Below are 16,598 nucleotides of genomic sequence, written 5' to 3' on the forward strand. Positions count from 1 at the left end.
AACTAACTGTCTCTTAAACACATAAATTAAGTACTAAAAGCCCCATAAATACTGTGACACATCCACATCACAGGAGTAATATACGCCCCGTTAAACTCGCTGTTTTTTGTTCTTTAAAATAAATTTAAGGTTAGCCAATGAATGCTTGGTATCTCATTTGTTTTCTCTCTGCTATTGCTATTTTTATTGCTTATGCAAACCAATATGTTCTTAAAATGCAAACCACCATTGCTATAACCACAGGCTCTGTAGCTATATCATTGCTATTAATTTTTTCTGTGAAATTACTTGGCGATACTACCGCATTAGAAATGACGCAAATTGTCGCCAGTATTAATTTTAATGAATTGCTTTTAAAAGGCATGCTTGGATTTTTGTTATTTGCAGGTGCGTTAGAAATTAACCTGCTGGCACTGCGCAAGCAACGATGGGAAATAACCGCGTTAGTTTTATTCTCAACCGTGGTGTCTACTTTTTTAATTGGCTATTTAAGTTTTTATATTTTTGCCGCGCTGGGCTGGCCCGTCCCTTTTATATATTGTTTACTTTTTGGTGCGTTAATAAGCCCAACCGATCCTATTGCGGTACTGGCAATTATCAAACAATTACGCGCCCCTGAAGGTATTTCGGTCCAAGTAGAAGGTGAGTCTTTATTTAACGATGGTATTGGCTTGGTCATTTTTACTACTTTATTTTCTGTAGCATTTTTTGGCACAGATGCTAACCCAGCTGACATTGCAAAGCTATTTTTTGTTGATGCTATAGGCGGAATCGTATTTGGTTTAGCAATGGCTTTAGTGGGACACTTTTTAATAATTAACTGTAAAGACGTAAACATACGTTTATTAATTACCTTAACTATTCCAACCGCTGGCTTTGCTGCTGCCAATCTATGGGAAATATCTGGTGCCTTAGCTATGGTGACAAGTGGTATTATTTTAGGAAATATTACCCGAGCAAAAGCAACTGAGCGCACTGGCCCCGAAAATACGCGCTATATAAAAGACTTTTGGCACGCTACAGATAGCTTTTTGAATGCGCTATTGTTTTTAATTATTGGTATGTTGATTGTCACAATGCCAGTAACAATGGGTGAAATTGGCCTTGGACTAGTTATGGTGCCCGCTATTTTATTAGCGCGCTTTATTAGTGTAGGCGCGCCGTTTGTGATATTTAAGCGCTTTAGAAATTACGATAAGCACAGTGTTAAAATTTTGACCTGGGGTGGTTTACGCGGGGGGTTAGCATTGGCTATGGCAGCTGCTATCCCACGTGATGAAGTGTTTATATCTGGCAGCGATCTGCACGATTTAATCGTTATTGTAACGTATGTTGTGGTTATATTTTCCATTATTGTGCAGGGTTTAACTATCTCGCCACTTATTCAAAGCAGTATAAAATCTACCAAACACACTCACTAACTTTCTATATTTAACCCACAGTGTATTAACTGTGGGTTAGTTATTTTTAGGGTACTATTTTTAATACAGTTTTATATAAGCGTAATAAAAATAGTTTTGATTTTTTAAAATTTTTATAGGGCTAATTATGTCCAGTAAGTTTAAAAGTATTTTTCCATTATTTTATGGCGTTAAGCCTCATAAGTTTCTTCTCTTTCCTGTGTTATTACTTAGTTTTTTTTGCTTTTCAACACTCGCATCACCCCCTCTTGAACAAACGAAAATTAAACAAATTGCTCAACTCGCCGAATATGTTGGGGTAGATTACGTTGCCGCTGTAGGCAATGGTGAAATACTCGATGCTGATGAATATGAAGAAATGAGCGAGTTTTCATATGTTATTCTTGAGCAAGCAAGCCAGCTTTCAAATCAAACAAATAAATTTGATACCGTCAAAGCAAATGCACAAGCGCTGCATACAGCAATTTTTAATAAAGCGAGTGTAGTAGAGGTACGAAAGGCAAGTTCTGCGCTTCGCGAATCACTACTTACTTTTATGCCTCAGTTATCTTTACCCACAACACTTTTACCAATTGAACAAACAAAAGCACTCTTTGCTGCTAATTGTTCTATGTGCCATGGCTTAAGTGGACAAGGTAATGGCCCGCTTGCTAAAAACCTAACACCAGAGCCAACCAATTTTACTGACAAAGAGCGCGCAACTAACCGGTCGCTAATGGGCTTATATGATGCTGTTACAAATGGTATTAACGATACACCCATGGTTGCTTTTACACAGTTAAATGAGCAGCAGCGTTGGTCACTCGCCTTTTATGTAGGGAGCTTGGCATTTAAAGATATACAAAAGCCCGAAGGGCCTTTCGAAAATGTTACCGCTTCGCAAATTGTAAACCTAAACCCAGCGCAGCTTTCTGCTGGTCAAAGTGATTTACAGGCGCATTATGTAAAATGGTTACGCGCTAATCCAGCGCAATTATTTACCACTAAAAAGAACCCGATAACTATAACCCGTACACAATTACTCGCAGCACAGACAGCGCATGCTAAAGGCAATTACTCTCAGGCGAGTGATTTAGCAATTAGCGCCTACCTAGATGGCTTTGAGCTTGTTGAAAATAACTTAAATGCTTACGACGAAACTTTGCGTAAAAACATCGAAATACAACTGATGAACCTGCGCCAAACCTTCAAAAATGAGAAAGATGCTGCCATCGTTGACGAAAAAGTAAGTGCAGCGCTAACTCAACTTGCTAAAGCAGATAGCTTGTTAAACGAAACCAAGTTAACTGATGGTGCACTCCTCTCAGCAAGTTTAGTTATATTGCTACGCGAAGGCTTAGAAGCATTATTAGTTGTTATTGCGCTCATGACTGTGCTTATAAAAACGCACCGCCAAGATGCGCTTAAATACGTTCATATTGGCTGGGTTATGGCACTCATTGCAGGCGGCTTAACATGGGCAGCAGCGCAAACATTAATACAAATAAGCGGTGCAAGCCGCGAAGTTATGGAAGGTGCAGGCGCCCTATTTGCAGCTATTATTTTGCTATACGTTGGCGTATGGATGCACAGTAAAACCAGTGCACAACAATGGCAAAAATACATAAAAGACAATATTGATGAGCGTCTTGAGTCGGGTACATTATGGGGATTAGCGGGGCTTTCTTTTATTGCTGTATACCGTGAAGTTTTCGAAACGGTATTATTTTATCAGTCGTTATTAACGCAAAGCTCTCAAACGCAGTATTCATCCGTGGCTGCTGGATTTGGACTGGGTGTCGCTTTATTAGCACTTATTGCATGGGTGTTAGTCAAATATTCGATTAAGTTACCTATTGCAAAGTTTTTTGCCTATACAACGTACTTATTATTTGCACTTGCCTTTGTATTAATGGGTAAAGCTGTCATTGCATTACAAGAGGCTGATATAGTTGCTATAAGCTCAATGCCGATAAACTTTGATATTGCACTACTTGGTTTAAAATCTACGTGGCAAGGCTTTATAGCGCAAATTGCTGTTGTAGCCATATTTAGTTTTTATATTTTTAAAGCAAAAAAGCACTAACAAGTAGATAAGGCGTAAAGAACAACACGCCCATAATAGTAAAAAGTCATTCGTGGCTTTTTACTATTATTCATTCAGATCATGCCCACGTATCTAAATGTTTATTCCCTTCATCATCTACGGTAATCGCTTTTTCATTATCGGTGTTTGCGCTTTTGTTGCCCTGAGCCTGCGCTAACCTTTTTTTGTTGAGCGTTTGCTTTTTTTCGTTCTCAAGCTTAATTTTTTGCGCTTGCGGCATATTTTGCACACCAGCAATATGAAATGCCCTTTTTGGCTCAAGCTCTAACCGTGAAATTTTCCCTAAAAAAGGGATCATTATATCCATACTCCCCTCCTTAACCTGTTTATTAGTAATTAGATAAGTTGTCTCATAATGGTTAATTTGCCTACAATTTAAGCATTAAAACAGCTATAAATACTGTTTAGCTTTCAATATTATCGGCAGTTATAAGATATGCTTTAATTTGGCAAAAAAAAGCTTGCCTTAGTTAGGCGGTTTATGTTTTTATGAATGCGAAATTTATTGAAACAGATTAAAGCTTAACGCTCACTAAATAGCGCTAAGCAAAATAGGATAAAAAATGCGCTTAAACCTGACAACAGTACATCATCACCACCATTCACCGGAATAACCTGTCAGGTCTTTCGCTGAGAGGTTATTCCTAAAAGGAACCTCTGGCGATTCAAAACACATTGATTCATTTTCGCCCTGAGGTTCCCCTCGGGGTTTTTAGTTTTTAAATTAAAGGAAAATGAATAATGAATAACACAAATCGTCTACGTATCGCCATCCAAAAAGGCGGTCGCCTGTCTAAAGATTGTCAAGATTTACTAAAGCAACTAGGTGTTAAATTAAACCTACGTGAGCAACGCTTAATTGCACATTCAACTAATATGCCAATTGACGTACTACGTGTGCGCGATGACGATATTCCGGGCTTAGTAATGGACGGTGTATGTGATTTAGGTATCGTTGGCGAAAACGTACTAGTTGAAGTACAAGCTGAACGTGAGCGCCAAGGTGTACCAAGCGAAGTTAGCAAACTAGCTAAACTAGATTTTGGTTACTGTCGCCTTGCACTTGCATGGCCGCAAGAGCTTGGCCCACGCGATAAAAGCTGGTTTGAAGGCAAGCGTATTGCAACAACTTACCCTGAAATTTTAACGCAGTGGTTAAAACGCGAAGGCATCAACGCAAGCACTGTCATGCTGACAGGTTCTGTAGAAGTGGCTCCACGTGCAGGTCTTTCAGATGCAATTTGTGATTTGGTTTCTACCGGCGCAACGCTTGAAGCTAACGGCCTAATTCAAGGTGATACAATTTTAGAATCAAACGCGTGTTTAATTCAAAATAAAGACCTTCAAGATGAAGAGAAACTAGCGCTAATCAATAAGCTTATGCCGCGCCTTCGTGGTGTTAAACAAGCAAAAGAAAGCAAATACATTATGCTACACGCACCAAAAGCTAAACTTGATGAAATATGTGAGCTTTTACCAGGCACTGGCCAACCAACTCTGCTGGCACTTGCTGGTAATGAAGAGTATGTAGCGCTTCACATGGTAAGCAGCGAAACATTATTTTGGGAAACCATGGAGCAGCTTAAAGCCCTAGGCGCTAACTCTATTTTAGTAATGCCAATTGAAAAAATGATGGAGTAAGTACCATGCTTCGTTGGAATGAGGAATCTTCACAAGTACAAGCAGCGGCGCTAATGCGCCCTGCGGTTTCTGCCAGCGCAAAGGTTGAAGCAATATGCCAAACAATTATGAGCGATGTTAAAGAGCAAGGCGATAAAGCCTTACTTGATATGGCTAAAAAGTTTGATAATAGAGCTAACCCTCGTTTACGTGTACCCCTTGATGAAATAAATGCATCAGAGCAAGCACTAAGCGCAGAGCTTAAATACGCAATTGACAACGCTTATGCAAACGTTAAACGTTTCCACGAAGCGCAATTGCCTAAAGATATTAAGTTATCAACTCAACCAGGCGTTGAATGTGAACTGAAATATCAGGCCATCGAAGCTGTGGGTATTTATGTACCAGGTGGCAGTGCTCCACTGCCATCATCGGTTATTATGCAGGGTGTACTAGCACAATTAAGTGGTGCTAAAACCGTTGTACTTGCAACTCCAGTGCAAGGTGATGAACGCATTAACCCTGCTATTTTATATGCAGCAAAACTGTGTGGCATTACGACCTTAATTGAAAGTGGTGGCGCAGGCGCTATAGCCGCAATGGCCTACGGTACGGAATCAGTGCCTAAAGTGAACAAAATTTTTGGCCCGGGTAACAGCTTTGTAACGATGGCCAAACAACTTGTTGCGCAAACTATTCCTGGCATGGCAATCGATATGCCAGCAGGCCCATCAGAAGTATTAGTAATAGCAGATGAGCGTGCAAATCCAGAATTTATAGCGGCCGATCTACTCTCGCAAGCTGAGCATGGCGCAGACTCGCAAGTTATTTTATTGTGCAACAGCGAAAGTATCATCGAACATACGCAGCAGGCGCTTACACGCCAACTTGCAAACTTAAGCCGAAAAGAGACTGCCGAGCAAGCACTGGCTAATTCATCACTAATTTTAGTGGACTCTGTTGAACAAGCATTTGAGGTATCAGCGCAATATGGTCCTGAGCACTTAATTTTGCAATTAGCAGATTCAACACCTTATTTAGATAAAGTAAAAAATGCAGGCTCAGTATTTGTAGGCGACTATACACCAGAGTCAGCGGGTGATTATGCATCGGGTACTAACCACGTGTTACCGACCTACGGTTACAGCGCAACGTATTCAAGCTTAAACTTGCTTGATTTTTTCCGCACTTACACAGTACAAACTATAACTAAAAGTGGCTTAACACAGCTGTCAAAAGCTATTTTACCACTAGCAGATGCAGAAGGCCTTGATGCACACGCAAATGCGGTTTCAATTCGTTTAGAGGCAATTAAAAATGAGCAATAAGAGCGCACAAGCGACAAGCTTATTACCACAAAATATTGCAGCACTTGCTGCCTATAGCTCTGCTAAAAGTGAAAAGCTAACAGGAACAACGTGGTTAAATGCCAACGAAAGCCCGTACGCTAAAAGCCTTGAACTGAGTATTGAAGATTTAAATCGCTACCCAGATCCACAACCGCAACTGGTTATTGACCGTTACGCTGCGTATGCAGAGCTTGAAAGCGAAAACGTATTAATGACGCGCGGCGCAGATGAAGGCATTGAGCTTTTAGTACGCACTTACTGTGAACCAGCAAAAGACAGCATTGCCCTATTTTTGCCAACCTACGGTATGTACAAAGTAACGGCTGATACCCATAACGTTGCAATCAATGGCTTAACGCAAGCGCTATTACTTGATGGCAGTGTTGATGAAATAGTAAAGGCTGTTGGCAGCTCAAAACTGGTGTTTATTTGTAATCCAAATAACCCAACGGGTAGTTTAACACCGCTTAATAAAGTAAAAGCAATTGCAACAGCGCTTGCGGGTAAGGCCTTAGTTATAGTTGATGAAGCCTATATTGAGTTTTGCCCAGAGCAAAGCGCCACCACACTTATAAATGAATTTAATAATGTAGTGGTACTGCGCACCTTATCAAAAGCGTTTGCACTTGCAGGCCTTAGAACCGGTTTTACACTTGCACAAGAAAGTGTACTTGCGCCAATTCGCAAAGTAATTGCGCCGTATCCGGTATCGGGTGTGGTGGCAAGTATTGCAGCGCAAGCAATTGCACCTGATGCAATTACATCAATGCGCCGCCAAGTGACTATTTTAAATAGCTTAAAAGCTAAGCTGGTAGATTGGCTAAACGCCTCCCCTGCAGCATTAAAAATTCTCACTGGTGAAGGTAACTTTGTTACCTTAAAATTAGCCAACAAAAACTCCTTTAAAGTCGCCCTTGAGCAAGGTTTAGTAATGCGCGCGTTTACCCTATACGGTGAAGACGATTGGCTGCGTATCTCCATTGGTAGCGAACAAGAGCTCGAACAAGTAAAAATTTGGTTAGATGGCTTAAAAACGCCAACTGCCGCAGCACCATTAGCAGGAAACGAAGTATCATGAGTAACCCCTATTTATTTATAGACCGTGACGGCACCATTATTGAAGAGCCAGTCACCGACAAACAGGTAGACAGCCTTGAAAAGCTTGCCTTTTTACCTGGTGTTATCCCAGCTTTATTACAATTACAAGCCGCCGGTTACCGCTTAGTGATGGTATCGAATCAAGATGGCTTAGGCACAGACAGCTTCCCGACTGCTGACTTTGATATAGCACAAGATAAAATGATGGACATAATGCAAAGCCAAGGCATAAGCTTCGACGAGGTATTGATTTGTCCACACTTTGATGAGCAAAACTGTGATTGCCGTAAACCTAAAACAGGTTTATTAACTGAGCTTATGCGCTCTGGCAAAGTTGATTTAGCACGTTCATATGTAATTGGCGATCGCCAAACAGATATTGGCCTTGCACAAAATTTATGTTGTGAAGGCATTTTATACGATGGCAGCTGGCCAGCCATTGTTACTAAGCTTACAACTGCCAATCGCGAAGGTCGTGTTACGCGTAACACCAAAGAAACCCAAATTGATGTAGCCATAAACCTAGATCAAACTAAAAACGGTAGCATAGATACAGGCCTTGGCTTTTTTGATCACATGCTTGATCAAATTCGCACCCACGCCAACATTGGTTTAAACATTAAAGCGAAAGGCGATTTACACATAGACGAGCACCACCTTGTTGAAGACATTGGTATTGCCCTAGGTGTTGCACTTAAACAAGCGCTTGGCACTAAATCGCAAATAGCGCGCTATGGTTTTGCACTGCCAATGGATGAATGTAAAGCAGAGGCACAAATTGATTTATCGGGTCGCGCTTCGTTTGTATTAAACGCTAACTTTAGCCGCGAAAAAGCAGGCGATTTAGACGTACAAATGGTTGAGCACTTTTTCAAAAGCTTAAGCGATAATGCCGCTATTAGCCTTATTTTATCGGTAAGCGACGGTAACTGTCATCACCAAGTAGAAGGCTTATTTAAAGCGTTTTCACGCGCCCTTCGTATGGCAATAGCACAAGACACGAGCCAACAAACGGCCAGCTCTAAGGGATGTTTATGATTGCCATAATTAATACAGGTTGTGCCAATATAAATTCAGTACGTTTTGCGTTTGAACGCCTAGGCCAAACGCCAACAGTAATTACTTCACCAGAGCAATTAGCGGGTTTTGAGCGCGCTATATTGCCAGGTGTTGGCCATGCATCGGTTGCCATGAAACGCCTAGTAGATAACGGCTGGCAACAAGCTATAAATGAATACCAGCGCCCGCTTATGGGTATTTGTTTAGGTATGCAGTTACTGTGCGAAAGCACCGAAGAAGGTAATGTACAGTGCCTAGGTAAAATACCAGGGCAAGTAAAAGCGCTTGATGTAGGCAACTTAACGTCGCCGCATATGGGTTGGAATAACTTAAGCGTAAATAAAGAGCATGCACTTACTAAAGGGTTAACACAAGACGAGCAAGTGTACTTTGTACATAGCTTTGCACACACCGTAAACGATGCAACACTTGTAAGCGGCGAATACGGCCAAACCTTTTCAGCCATAGTTGCAAAAGACAACTACGCTGGTATGCAATTTCATCCTGAGCGCAGTGCAAAAGTAGGCACACGTTTATTACAAAATTTTGTTGATTGGCAGCTATAAACTGCCCATTGACCAACAATAAAGAGATTATTTGTGATTATTCCAGCATTAGACGTATTACAAAATCAAATTGTTCGTTTATACCAAGGTAAATACGACACCGCTCAGTTTTACCCTTTTGAGCTTGGTGCACGTTTAAAAGAATACGCCGACAGCGGCGCAGGTAAGCTACACCTTGTAGATTTAGAAGGCGCACGCGATCCGAGTAAAAAACAGTGGCAACATATTCAAGCCGCAACTAAAGCGCTTAATGTACCGTACCAAGTGGGCGGCGGTATTCGCTCAGAGCAAGATGTAAGTGATTGGCTAAAAGCCGGTGCTAATCAAGTTGTTATTGGCTCAATGGCGGTAGAAAAACGTGAGCAAGTAAAAGCCTGGATTGAACAATTTGGTGCAGAGCACTTTGTTATTGCCCTTGATGTAAATAAAACAGCCACTGGCTGGGCACCTGCTACGCACGGTTGGTTAAGTGAATCTGAGTTTGGCTTACTAGAGCTTGTTGATTTTTATGTAAGCTTAGGCGTTATTGATTTTTTATGTACGGATATCAGTAAGGATGGCACCATGACAGGTCCATCGTTTGAGCTTTACGAAGATTTAACTCGTCACAACAGCACTATTAAAGTGCAAGCTTCGGGTGGCGTAAGTTCACTTGATGACATTAAAAAACTTAAAGAGCTTGGCGTAGGCGGCGTTATTTTAGGTAAGTCACTGCTTGATGACGCATTTAGTGTTGAGGAGGCGTTGGCATGTTATCAAAACGCATAATCCCGTGTTTAGATGTTAAAGACGGCCAAGTAGTAAAAGGCGTTAAATTTAAAGGCCATGAAGTTGTTGGTGATATTTTAACAATGGCAAAAGCCTACAGCGATGCCGGTGCCGATGAACTGGTTTTTTATGAAATAAGCGCAAGTGTTGAAAAACGCTTACTTGATGTAAATTGGGTAGAGAGCATTGCCCGCCATATTGATATTCCATTTTGTGTGGCTGGCGGTATTAAATCGGTCGCCGATGCAGCACGTGTACTAGAGCGTGGCGCCGATAAAATAAGTATTAACAGCCCTGCGATTGCACGCCCTGAGCTTATAAAAGAGCTTCACGATGAATTTGGTAAACAATGTGTTGTGGTAGGAATTGATAGCTTTTACGATGAAGTGACCGGTGAATACTTAGTGTATCAATTAACCGGCGATCCTAATGCATCAAGCCGTACACGTTATAAAACCGAGGAATGGATTAAACGCGTACAAGACTTAGGTGCAGGCGAAATTGTTTTAAACTGTATGAATCAAGATGGCGTACGTAACGGTTACGACAATGAGCAGCTAAGTAAAATGCGCGCATTATGTAATATCCCACTTATCGCATCAGGCGGTGCAGGCAGCATGCAAGACTTTGTTGATGTATTTAAACAAAGTGAAGTCGATGGCGCGTTGGCAGCGAGCGTTTTTCACAAAAATGTGATTAACATTGGCGAATTAAAACAATTTTTAACAGATAACCAGGTGGCAGCAAGGCTATGCAAGTAACACAACAGAACCAAACTCAAGTAGATTTTGCTAAAAGCGAAATGATCCCTGCGATTGTTCAAGATGCCCGATCTGGTGTTATTTTAATGCAAGGCTTTATGAACAGCGAAGCGCTTAAGGTAACCCTTGAAAGCAACAAAGTGACATTTTATTCGCGCTCTAAATCGCGTTTATGGACCAAAGGCGAGTCATCGGAAAACTACTTAAATGTGGTATCGGTTCATACCGATTGTGACTACGATTCAATTTTAGTTCTGGCTAATCCAGAAGGCCCAACGTGTCACTTAGGCACACAAAGCTGCTTTGGCGATGATGCTAAACCTAGCCTGAGCTTTTTAGCGCAATTAGAAGATGTGATTGTTGAGCGTAAAAATGACGACCCATCTAAAAGCTACACCGCTTCATTGTTTGCTAAAGACTTAAGCCGCAGCTGTCAAAAAGTGGGCGAAGAAGGTGTAGAAGTAGCGCTTGCTGCAATGAAACACGATAACGATGAGCTTACTAACGAATCGGCTGATTTAATTTATCACCTTACTGTATTGCTTCAACGCCAAGGCTTAGCCCTAGAAGACGTTGTAAAATGCTTGCAAGGTCGCCATAAATAATACACCTGCTTTGTTTTAGCGCATTTACAGGCCCATATTTTATGGGCCTTTTTACGTTATGGTATTTATTTTTTTACATAGGTTGCGTATGGTGCAGCTTAACTATTTCTTTTAGCGTTGCTTATGAATAAATCAATTATCACAGCCTTATCCTTATTGGTACTAACAGGCTGTGTAAGCCAAAAAGCCCCTGCGCCTAAACTAGTAAAAACACAAAACACATGTAGTCCACTAAACACATTACTTAATGCGCACACTAATGGCTTTAATGCAGTAAAAGCAAATAAAGTGGGTAATGATTTTATAAACCAGTGGCATGCTAATACTCATTTTATAGGCAATACCTGCACCATTACTCAACATAATAAACAGTTTAGTTATCAATGCACGAGTGAAAGCAAACAAGCCCATGCCACACATCTACATATACAAACAGTGGATAAAATACGTCAATGTTTAGCGTCACAAGGCTGGTACGAAAATACCAAAGAGTCAGCAACTTCAATGAGTAGTAACTTTGTTTTGAATGAAGCTCATCCAGTTATCACCTTATTTACCTCTCAAAGCAGAACGCGCTATATTACCCGTTTTGAAATTGCTCCACCGCTAGGAAATTAAATGCAAAAACCCACACACTCAAACACTAAGTTAAAAACAGACTGTTTAGGCATATGTGAGCGCCGCAGCGGTTATTGCACTGGCTGCGGGCGAACTAATCAAGAAATATTTGATTGGATCATCCTCAGCCAAGAAGAAAAAAACGCCATTTTAGCGCAGCCTCGCGCTGACTTAAAAAAGCCATAAATTTGCCACTTGCGTGTAACAGCCCCCCTTTAGTATTACTAAAAAAAGTATGGGGTGATCATCATGGCGGCAATATTTGTAATAAACTTAGCGCGCTCAACGCAGCGACTAGCAAATACTCAAATGCAACTTGCACGGGTTAACTTGCCATTTGAACGTATTGACGCCGTAGATGGCGCACAATTGAGTACAGAACAAAAATTTCTGCATTACAGCTTACAATTAAACAAACAAAAGTATCACTACCCGCTCAGCAATGGCCAAATTGGCTGCTATTTAAGCCACCGTAAAGCATGGCAAAAGATAGTGGATGAGAAATTAAAATACGCAATTGTGCTAGAAGATGATTTTTATATTGATGACAGCATTCATGATGCGATTAAAAATATTGAGCAGCTAAACCAACCCTGGCAACTTATTAAACTCGCCGCGTATGAAAACCGCCCCCGCCCTATTGCCTATCAACAAAATCTAAATAACCACCAGCAATTAGTAATACATAAAAAACTAATGACTGGCTGTTGTGCTACGGCAATAAGCTATGAAGGGGCTAAGCAATTACTTAAAGCCACAGCCCAATTTGGGCGCCCTGTAGATTGCGACTTACAACATATTTGGGAAACCCAAGTAAATGGTTTTTCACTAATGCCATACCCTGTTTCGCAAAATACAGACATACAAAGCGATATTGCAAGCTGCGATTCTAAAACTAAGGTTAAAAAAGCATTTTTGAGGCGTAAAGCACAACAAATTAAAAGCTGTATTTTTAATAAGGTTTATACAAGCGCCTTTGTAAAAAAATTTAAACAGAATGAAAAAGGAGCCTCAAAGGCTCCAAGTTTAATTACTCAACGTTTATAACATCCTTAAAAGTTGAGAACTTGGTATGCCCGTTTGCGGTAATAATGCGGGGGTAACTGCAAATACTTCTGGAATTTTACTTTTGATTTCGTTCATTTTTTTTCGGTTATTTTGTTTATCATAAACATAGTATTTAAGGATATTTCCGTATACATCATCTTTTGCATCAACCTTCTCAAGAGTTTTTAATGCCTTATCGTAATCAGCGAGGTAAATGTATGCCAGTGCTAAGTTATCAGCAGAGCCAACATGTAGCTTCCCTTCAAGCTGTTTTGATAAATCTTCAAGTTCTACAACTGCAAGCTCATAACGCCCTAGTTGTATATACGCGGTTGCTAGTGAATTTTTTAAAAAGTAAGGCGGGTTACTACCAGGCTCATACCATTTTTCGTAAGCACTCAGTATATCTTCATATTGCTCAAGTTTAGAGTAAACGTGATCTAGCAGCCTAAAGCTTTGTAGTTTAATTTCTGCTTCTTCAAAACCAGCAAGTTTATCTCTATTTAAGTGCCATTGTTGTATGCCTTGCGCAGCTTGGTTTAAAAGTTCAGGGTTATCACTTTTTGCCCCTGCTGCACTTTTAAGAAGCTGTGCAAGTTGTTGATTATATTCTTCACTTTTAACAGGAGCCTGAGACGTATTATTACTTTGCTGCTTGTTATCTGAACTACCATCTACAATTTGCGCTGCAGCTAAAGCACTAAAAGACATTGCCGCCGCAACCATAACCAAATATTTACTTTTCATTGTTTTTTCCTTGTTTAACATTTTGATCCTCTGAATATTAAAACTCTTAGAATGAGCAATATTCAAAAGTGGGGGGGTAAAAAAGTTAGGCGAGCTTTTAGCACTTTGCTCTTGTAGCAATAAACTAGCTAAATCCAATTGGTATTTACCTTTTAGCTTTTGCATACACAACTCATCACAGCTAAGTTCGAGTTGCTCTCTTGCTAAACCTGTTAACTTTAAGCAAATAGGATTCCACCAAAAAACGCTTTCTATAAAACAAATAAGCCACGTCCAATAAATATCACCTTGTTGTAAATGGGTTACCTCGTGCTGAATGACTGAATCTAATTCTTCACGATTTACCATCGTCGACTCTAACCAAATAACAGGCTTTATTAATCCTGTAGCAAAAGCTGGCTCTGTATGGGTTGTTAGTCTAATTGAATACTGATTATTGATGTGTTTAAGTTCAGGACTAGGCTTTGAGTTAATGTATAAATTTTTTATAAGCTTTACATATAAGCCCATGCGTAATAAAAACAATCCAAAACCAGCTAAAACTAAAACCGTAAAAACAATACTAAGTGATGGCAATAAGTCCCATATACTCATATCGCTTTGTAATTGATCCTTAATTGCTATTTGTTCAGCGTTTGGTATTAATGCTTTAACATCGGGAATCAATTGCGTCACGTTGAATGTGTAACGATTTGCCCCTTCAAATAACGGTAGCTGGGAAAAGTACTGCCAAGGGATAAACCAACATGCCAAGGCAATCATTAAAATGTAAAAATTTAATCGTGCAGGGGCATTTTTTAATCCTTTTACTGTAAGTAAAATGCATAAGCTAATGAGCGTGCAAGTTAGTAAATAATCCGTCATTACCCTCTCCTTTAATCTAACTTCTTATTTTTTAAAAGCGTTTGTAAGTATTCTATATCTTCATCATTTAGCTTTTCTTCTTTGATAAAGTGGGCAATTAAACTACGAGAATTACCTTTAAAAAATCGTTGCATAAAACTAGGCATAGCTTGCTCCGATAACGCGTCTTGTGTCACGATTGTTCTAAAAACAATGGCTCGCCCTTCATGTCCACAGCGCTCAATCGCTCCTTTATGTTCTAACCTATCTACTATAGTTTTGACTGTTGTATAGGCTACTTGTTTATCTTTTTGCTTATCAGCTAAAAGCACTTTATGTAGTTGACTCGCAGTACAGGGTTCTTCCTGCCAGAGCAGCTGCATAATATCCATTTCAAAATCACTAAGTTTCATTGTCGCTCCTATTACTACACTTGTAGTTGTACTGTTACAAATGTAGTAGTTAGAAACCTTAGTGTCAATACAAAATTGACATATGAATAAAAAACACACGGTAGAAATATAAAAGCCTTAGGAAGGTTTTAAAATAAAGACATATGAAACAAGTAGGTATAATTATTAATTGATTTTAGAAAAACATAAAAAACGAGAGTATATTTTCAACTAACGCTTTTTATGTTTTAAGCTTTTTATGAAAGGTAGTGAGGTAACTATGCTTTATCGAGCGCTTGGCTCACATCGGCAATAATATCGGCAATATTTTCAATCCCTACCGATAAGCGAATTAAATCACGGCTTACGCCTGCACTAGCCAGCTCTTCATCGTTTAATTGGCGGTGTGTAGTTGACGCAGGATGGCATGCAAGCGACTTAGCATCGCCAATATTAACTAAGCGTAAAATCATGTTTAGTGCATCAATAAAGCGCGTGCCTGCTTCAAGGCCGCCCGCAATACCAAAGCTTAAAATACCGGATGCTTTACCACTGGTAATTTTTTGGCTCATTGCATTATACGGGCTTGATTTAAGCCCTGCGTAATTAACCCAAAGCACTTTTGGATGACTTTCTAAAAACTCTGCTAACTGCTGAGCATTTTCGCAGTGGCGATCCATCCTTAAGCCTAAAGTTTCAAGGCCAATTAAAATGTCAGAAGCATTTTTAGGGGCAAGCGCTGCGCCTGTATTTCTAAGAGGTACAACCCTGCAACGTCCAATAAAAGCCGCTTCAGCAAAGGCATCGGTATACACCACGTTGTGATACGACGGGTCAGGCTCGTTCATCATTGCAAAACGCGTGGCATTGGCTTTCCAATCAAATTTACCAGAATCGACAATCATTCCACCAATAGCTGTACCGTGTCCGTTTATATACTTGGTCAGTGAATGAACCACTATATCGGCGCCTAGTTCAAATGGGCGGCATAAATACGGGGTAGCAACGGTATTATCAACAATCAAAGGCACGCCTTTACTGTGTGCAATTTTTGCTAGCCGTTCAATATCAACAATGTTCCCAGCTGGGTTACCAATTGACTCACAAAATACTGCGCGAGTATTATCGTCAATGGCCTTTTCAAATGCCGTGAAGTCATCAGCTTTAATCATACGAGCCTCAATACCTTGGCGCGGTAACGTATGAGCAAATAAGTTATATGTACCGCCATATAATTGGCTGGTACTCACAATATTAGTGCCAACTTCACACAAGCATTGAATGGCATAGGTAATCGCTGCCATACCCGAGGCGACCGCAAGTGCACCAATGCCCCCTTCCATTGCGGCAATACGTTGCTCAAGCACGGCATTTGTTGGGTTCATAATACGAGTATAAATATTGCCTGGTACTTTTAAGTCGAATAGATCAGCGCCATGCTGTGTGTTATCGAACGTGTAAGATGAGGTATGGTAAATAGGCACCGCTGCAGATTTAGTGGTTTCTTCAGACTCGTAACCATGGTGCAGTGCTAATGACTCTAATTTCATATTTATATCCTTTAATATTGTGTTTCTTAAACCTAGCATTTTTAGGTTATAAAATGCACATGAAATAT

Annotated in this window: 17 protein-coding genes; 13 read left to right on the forward strand and 4 right to left on the reverse strand. The window is 40.2% G+C overall.

Features of this window, described 5'->3' with window-relative positions:
• Positions 1-137 precede the first annotated feature (137 nt).
• Both AN391_RS00925 and AN391_RS00930 read left to right on the forward strand, forming a co-directional pair.
• On the forward strand, positions 138-1,421 hold the full coding sequence (locus AN391_RS00925; protein WP_055013641.1) for a sodium:proton antiporter: 1,284 nt from the start codon (positions 138-140) through the stop codon (positions 1,419-1,421).
• Between the two features lie 127 nt (positions 1,422-1,548).
• Positions 1,549-3,486: a cytochrome c/FTR1 family iron permease gene (locus AN391_RS00930; protein ID WP_082422649.1), complete on the forward strand. Its 1,938-nt coding sequence runs from the start codon at positions 1,549-1,551 to the stop codon at positions 3,484-3,486.
• Positions 3,487-3,565: 79 nt separating this feature from the next.
• On the opposite strand, the gene AN391_RS00935 is transcribed toward AN391_RS00930, so the two are convergent.
• Entirely contained in the window at positions 3,566-3,814 is a 249-nt protein-coding gene (locus AN391_RS00935; RefSeq protein ID WP_055013642.1) for a hypothetical protein, read from the reverse strand.
• 434 nt (positions 3,815-4,248) lie between these two features.
• Here AN391_RS00935 and hisG point away from each other — a divergent pair, with 434 nt between their 5' ends.
• The 11 genes from hisG to AN391_RS00990 all read left to right on the forward strand — a co-directional run bounded on the left by hisG (position 4,249) and on the right by AN391_RS00990 (position 12,998).
• Positions 4,249-5,148, forward strand: coding sequence for an ATP phosphoribosyltransferase (gene hisG, locus AN391_RS00940; protein WP_055013643.1), 900 nt, complete (start codon positions 4,249-4,251; stop codon positions 5,146-5,148).
• 5 nt (positions 5,149-5,153) lie between these two features.
• Positions 5,154-6,455 (forward strand): histidinol dehydrogenase, encoded by a 1,302-nt coding sequence (hisD, locus tag AN391_RS00945; protein WP_055013644.1) that lies wholly within the window; start codon positions 5,154-5,156, stop codon positions 6,453-6,455.
• Complete coding sequence (hisC, locus tag AN391_RS00950; protein ID WP_055013645.1) at positions 6,445-7,554, forward strand: histidinol-phosphate transaminase; 1,110 nt, start codon at positions 6,445-6,447, stop codon at positions 7,552-7,554. The genes hisD and hisC overlap by 11 nt, the downstream gene beginning before the upstream one ends.
• The gene (gene hisB / locus AN391_RS00955) at positions 7,551-8,612 is read left to right on the forward strand and encodes a bifunctional histidinol-phosphatase/imidazoleglycerol-phosphate dehydratase HisB (protein ID WP_055013646.1); all 1,062 of its coding nucleotides are present in this window, start codon (positions 7,551-7,553) and stop codon (positions 8,610-8,612) included. Before hisC ends, hisB begins: the two co-directional genes overlap by 4 nt.
• Complete coding sequence (gene hisH / locus AN391_RS00960) at positions 8,609-9,199, forward strand: imidazole glycerol phosphate synthase subunit HisH (RefSeq protein ID WP_004586382.1); 591 nt, start codon at positions 8,609-8,611, stop codon at positions 9,197-9,199. The genes hisB and hisH overlap by 4 nt, the downstream gene beginning before the upstream one ends.
• A 33-nt stretch (positions 9,200-9,232) precedes the next feature.
• A complete protein-coding gene (locus AN391_RS00965) occupies positions 9,233-9,967 on the forward strand; it encodes a 1-(5-phosphoribosyl)-5-[(5-phosphoribosylamino)methylideneamino] imidazole-4-carboxamide isomerase (RefSeq protein WP_055013647.1) in 735 nt (244 codons plus the stop codon).
• Entirely contained in the window at positions 9,949-10,728 is a 780-nt protein-coding gene (gene hisF / locus AN391_RS00970; RefSeq protein ID WP_055013648.1) for an imidazole glycerol phosphate synthase subunit HisF, read from the forward strand. The genes AN391_RS00965 and hisF overlap by 19 nt, the downstream gene beginning before the upstream one ends.
• Positions 10,719-11,333, forward strand: coding sequence for a bifunctional phosphoribosyl-AMP cyclohydrolase/phosphoribosyl-ATP diphosphatase HisIE (hisIE, locus tag AN391_RS00975; protein ID WP_054981937.1), 615 nt, complete (start codon positions 10,719-10,721; stop codon positions 11,331-11,333). Before hisF ends, hisIE begins: the two co-directional genes overlap by 10 nt.
• A 123-nt stretch (positions 11,334-11,456) precedes the next feature.
• Entirely contained in the window at positions 11,457-11,951 is a 495-nt protein-coding gene (locus AN391_RS00980; protein ID WP_055013649.1) for a lipoprotein, read from the forward strand.
• Positions 11,952-12,137, forward strand: coding sequence for a DUF1289 domain-containing protein (locus AN391_RS00985; RefSeq protein ID WP_055013650.1), 186 nt, complete (start codon positions 11,952-11,954; stop codon positions 12,135-12,137).
• 63 nt (positions 12,138-12,200) lie between these two features.
• Positions 12,201-12,998: a glycosyltransferase family 25 protein gene (locus AN391_RS00990; RefSeq protein ID WP_055013651.1), complete on the forward strand. Its 798-nt coding sequence runs from the start codon at positions 12,201-12,203 to the stop codon at positions 12,996-12,998.
• Here AN391_RS00990 and AN391_RS00995 read toward each other — a convergent pair.
• From AN391_RS00995 to AN391_RS01005, 3 genes are all read right to left on the reverse strand, one after another.
• On the reverse strand, positions 12,993-14,609 hold the full coding sequence (locus tag AN391_RS00995) for a M56 family metallopeptidase (protein ID WP_055013652.1): 1,617 nt from the start codon (positions 14,607-14,609) through the stop codon (positions 12,993-12,995). The genes AN391_RS00990 and AN391_RS00995 overlap by 6 nt on opposite strands.
• 11 nt (positions 14,610-14,620) lie before the next feature.
• Positions 14,621-15,001, reverse strand: coding sequence for a BlaI/MecI/CopY family transcriptional regulator (locus tag AN391_RS01000; protein ID WP_055013653.1), 381 nt, complete (start codon positions 14,999-15,001; stop codon positions 14,621-14,623).
• A 257-nt stretch (positions 15,002-15,258) separates the two neighbouring features.
• Positions 15,259-16,530: an O-acetylhomoserine aminocarboxypropyltransferase/cysteine synthase family protein gene (locus tag AN391_RS01005; protein ID WP_055013654.1), complete on the reverse strand. Its 1,272-nt coding sequence runs from the start codon at positions 16,528-16,530 to the stop codon at positions 15,259-15,261.
• Between the last annotated feature and the right edge of the window lie 68 nt (positions 16,531-16,598).

Source organism: Pseudoalteromonas sp. P1-13-1a (genome assembly GCF_001401875.1).
Classification (GTDB): domain Bacteria; phylum Pseudomonadota; class Gammaproteobacteria; order Enterobacterales; family Alteromonadaceae; genus Pseudoalteromonas.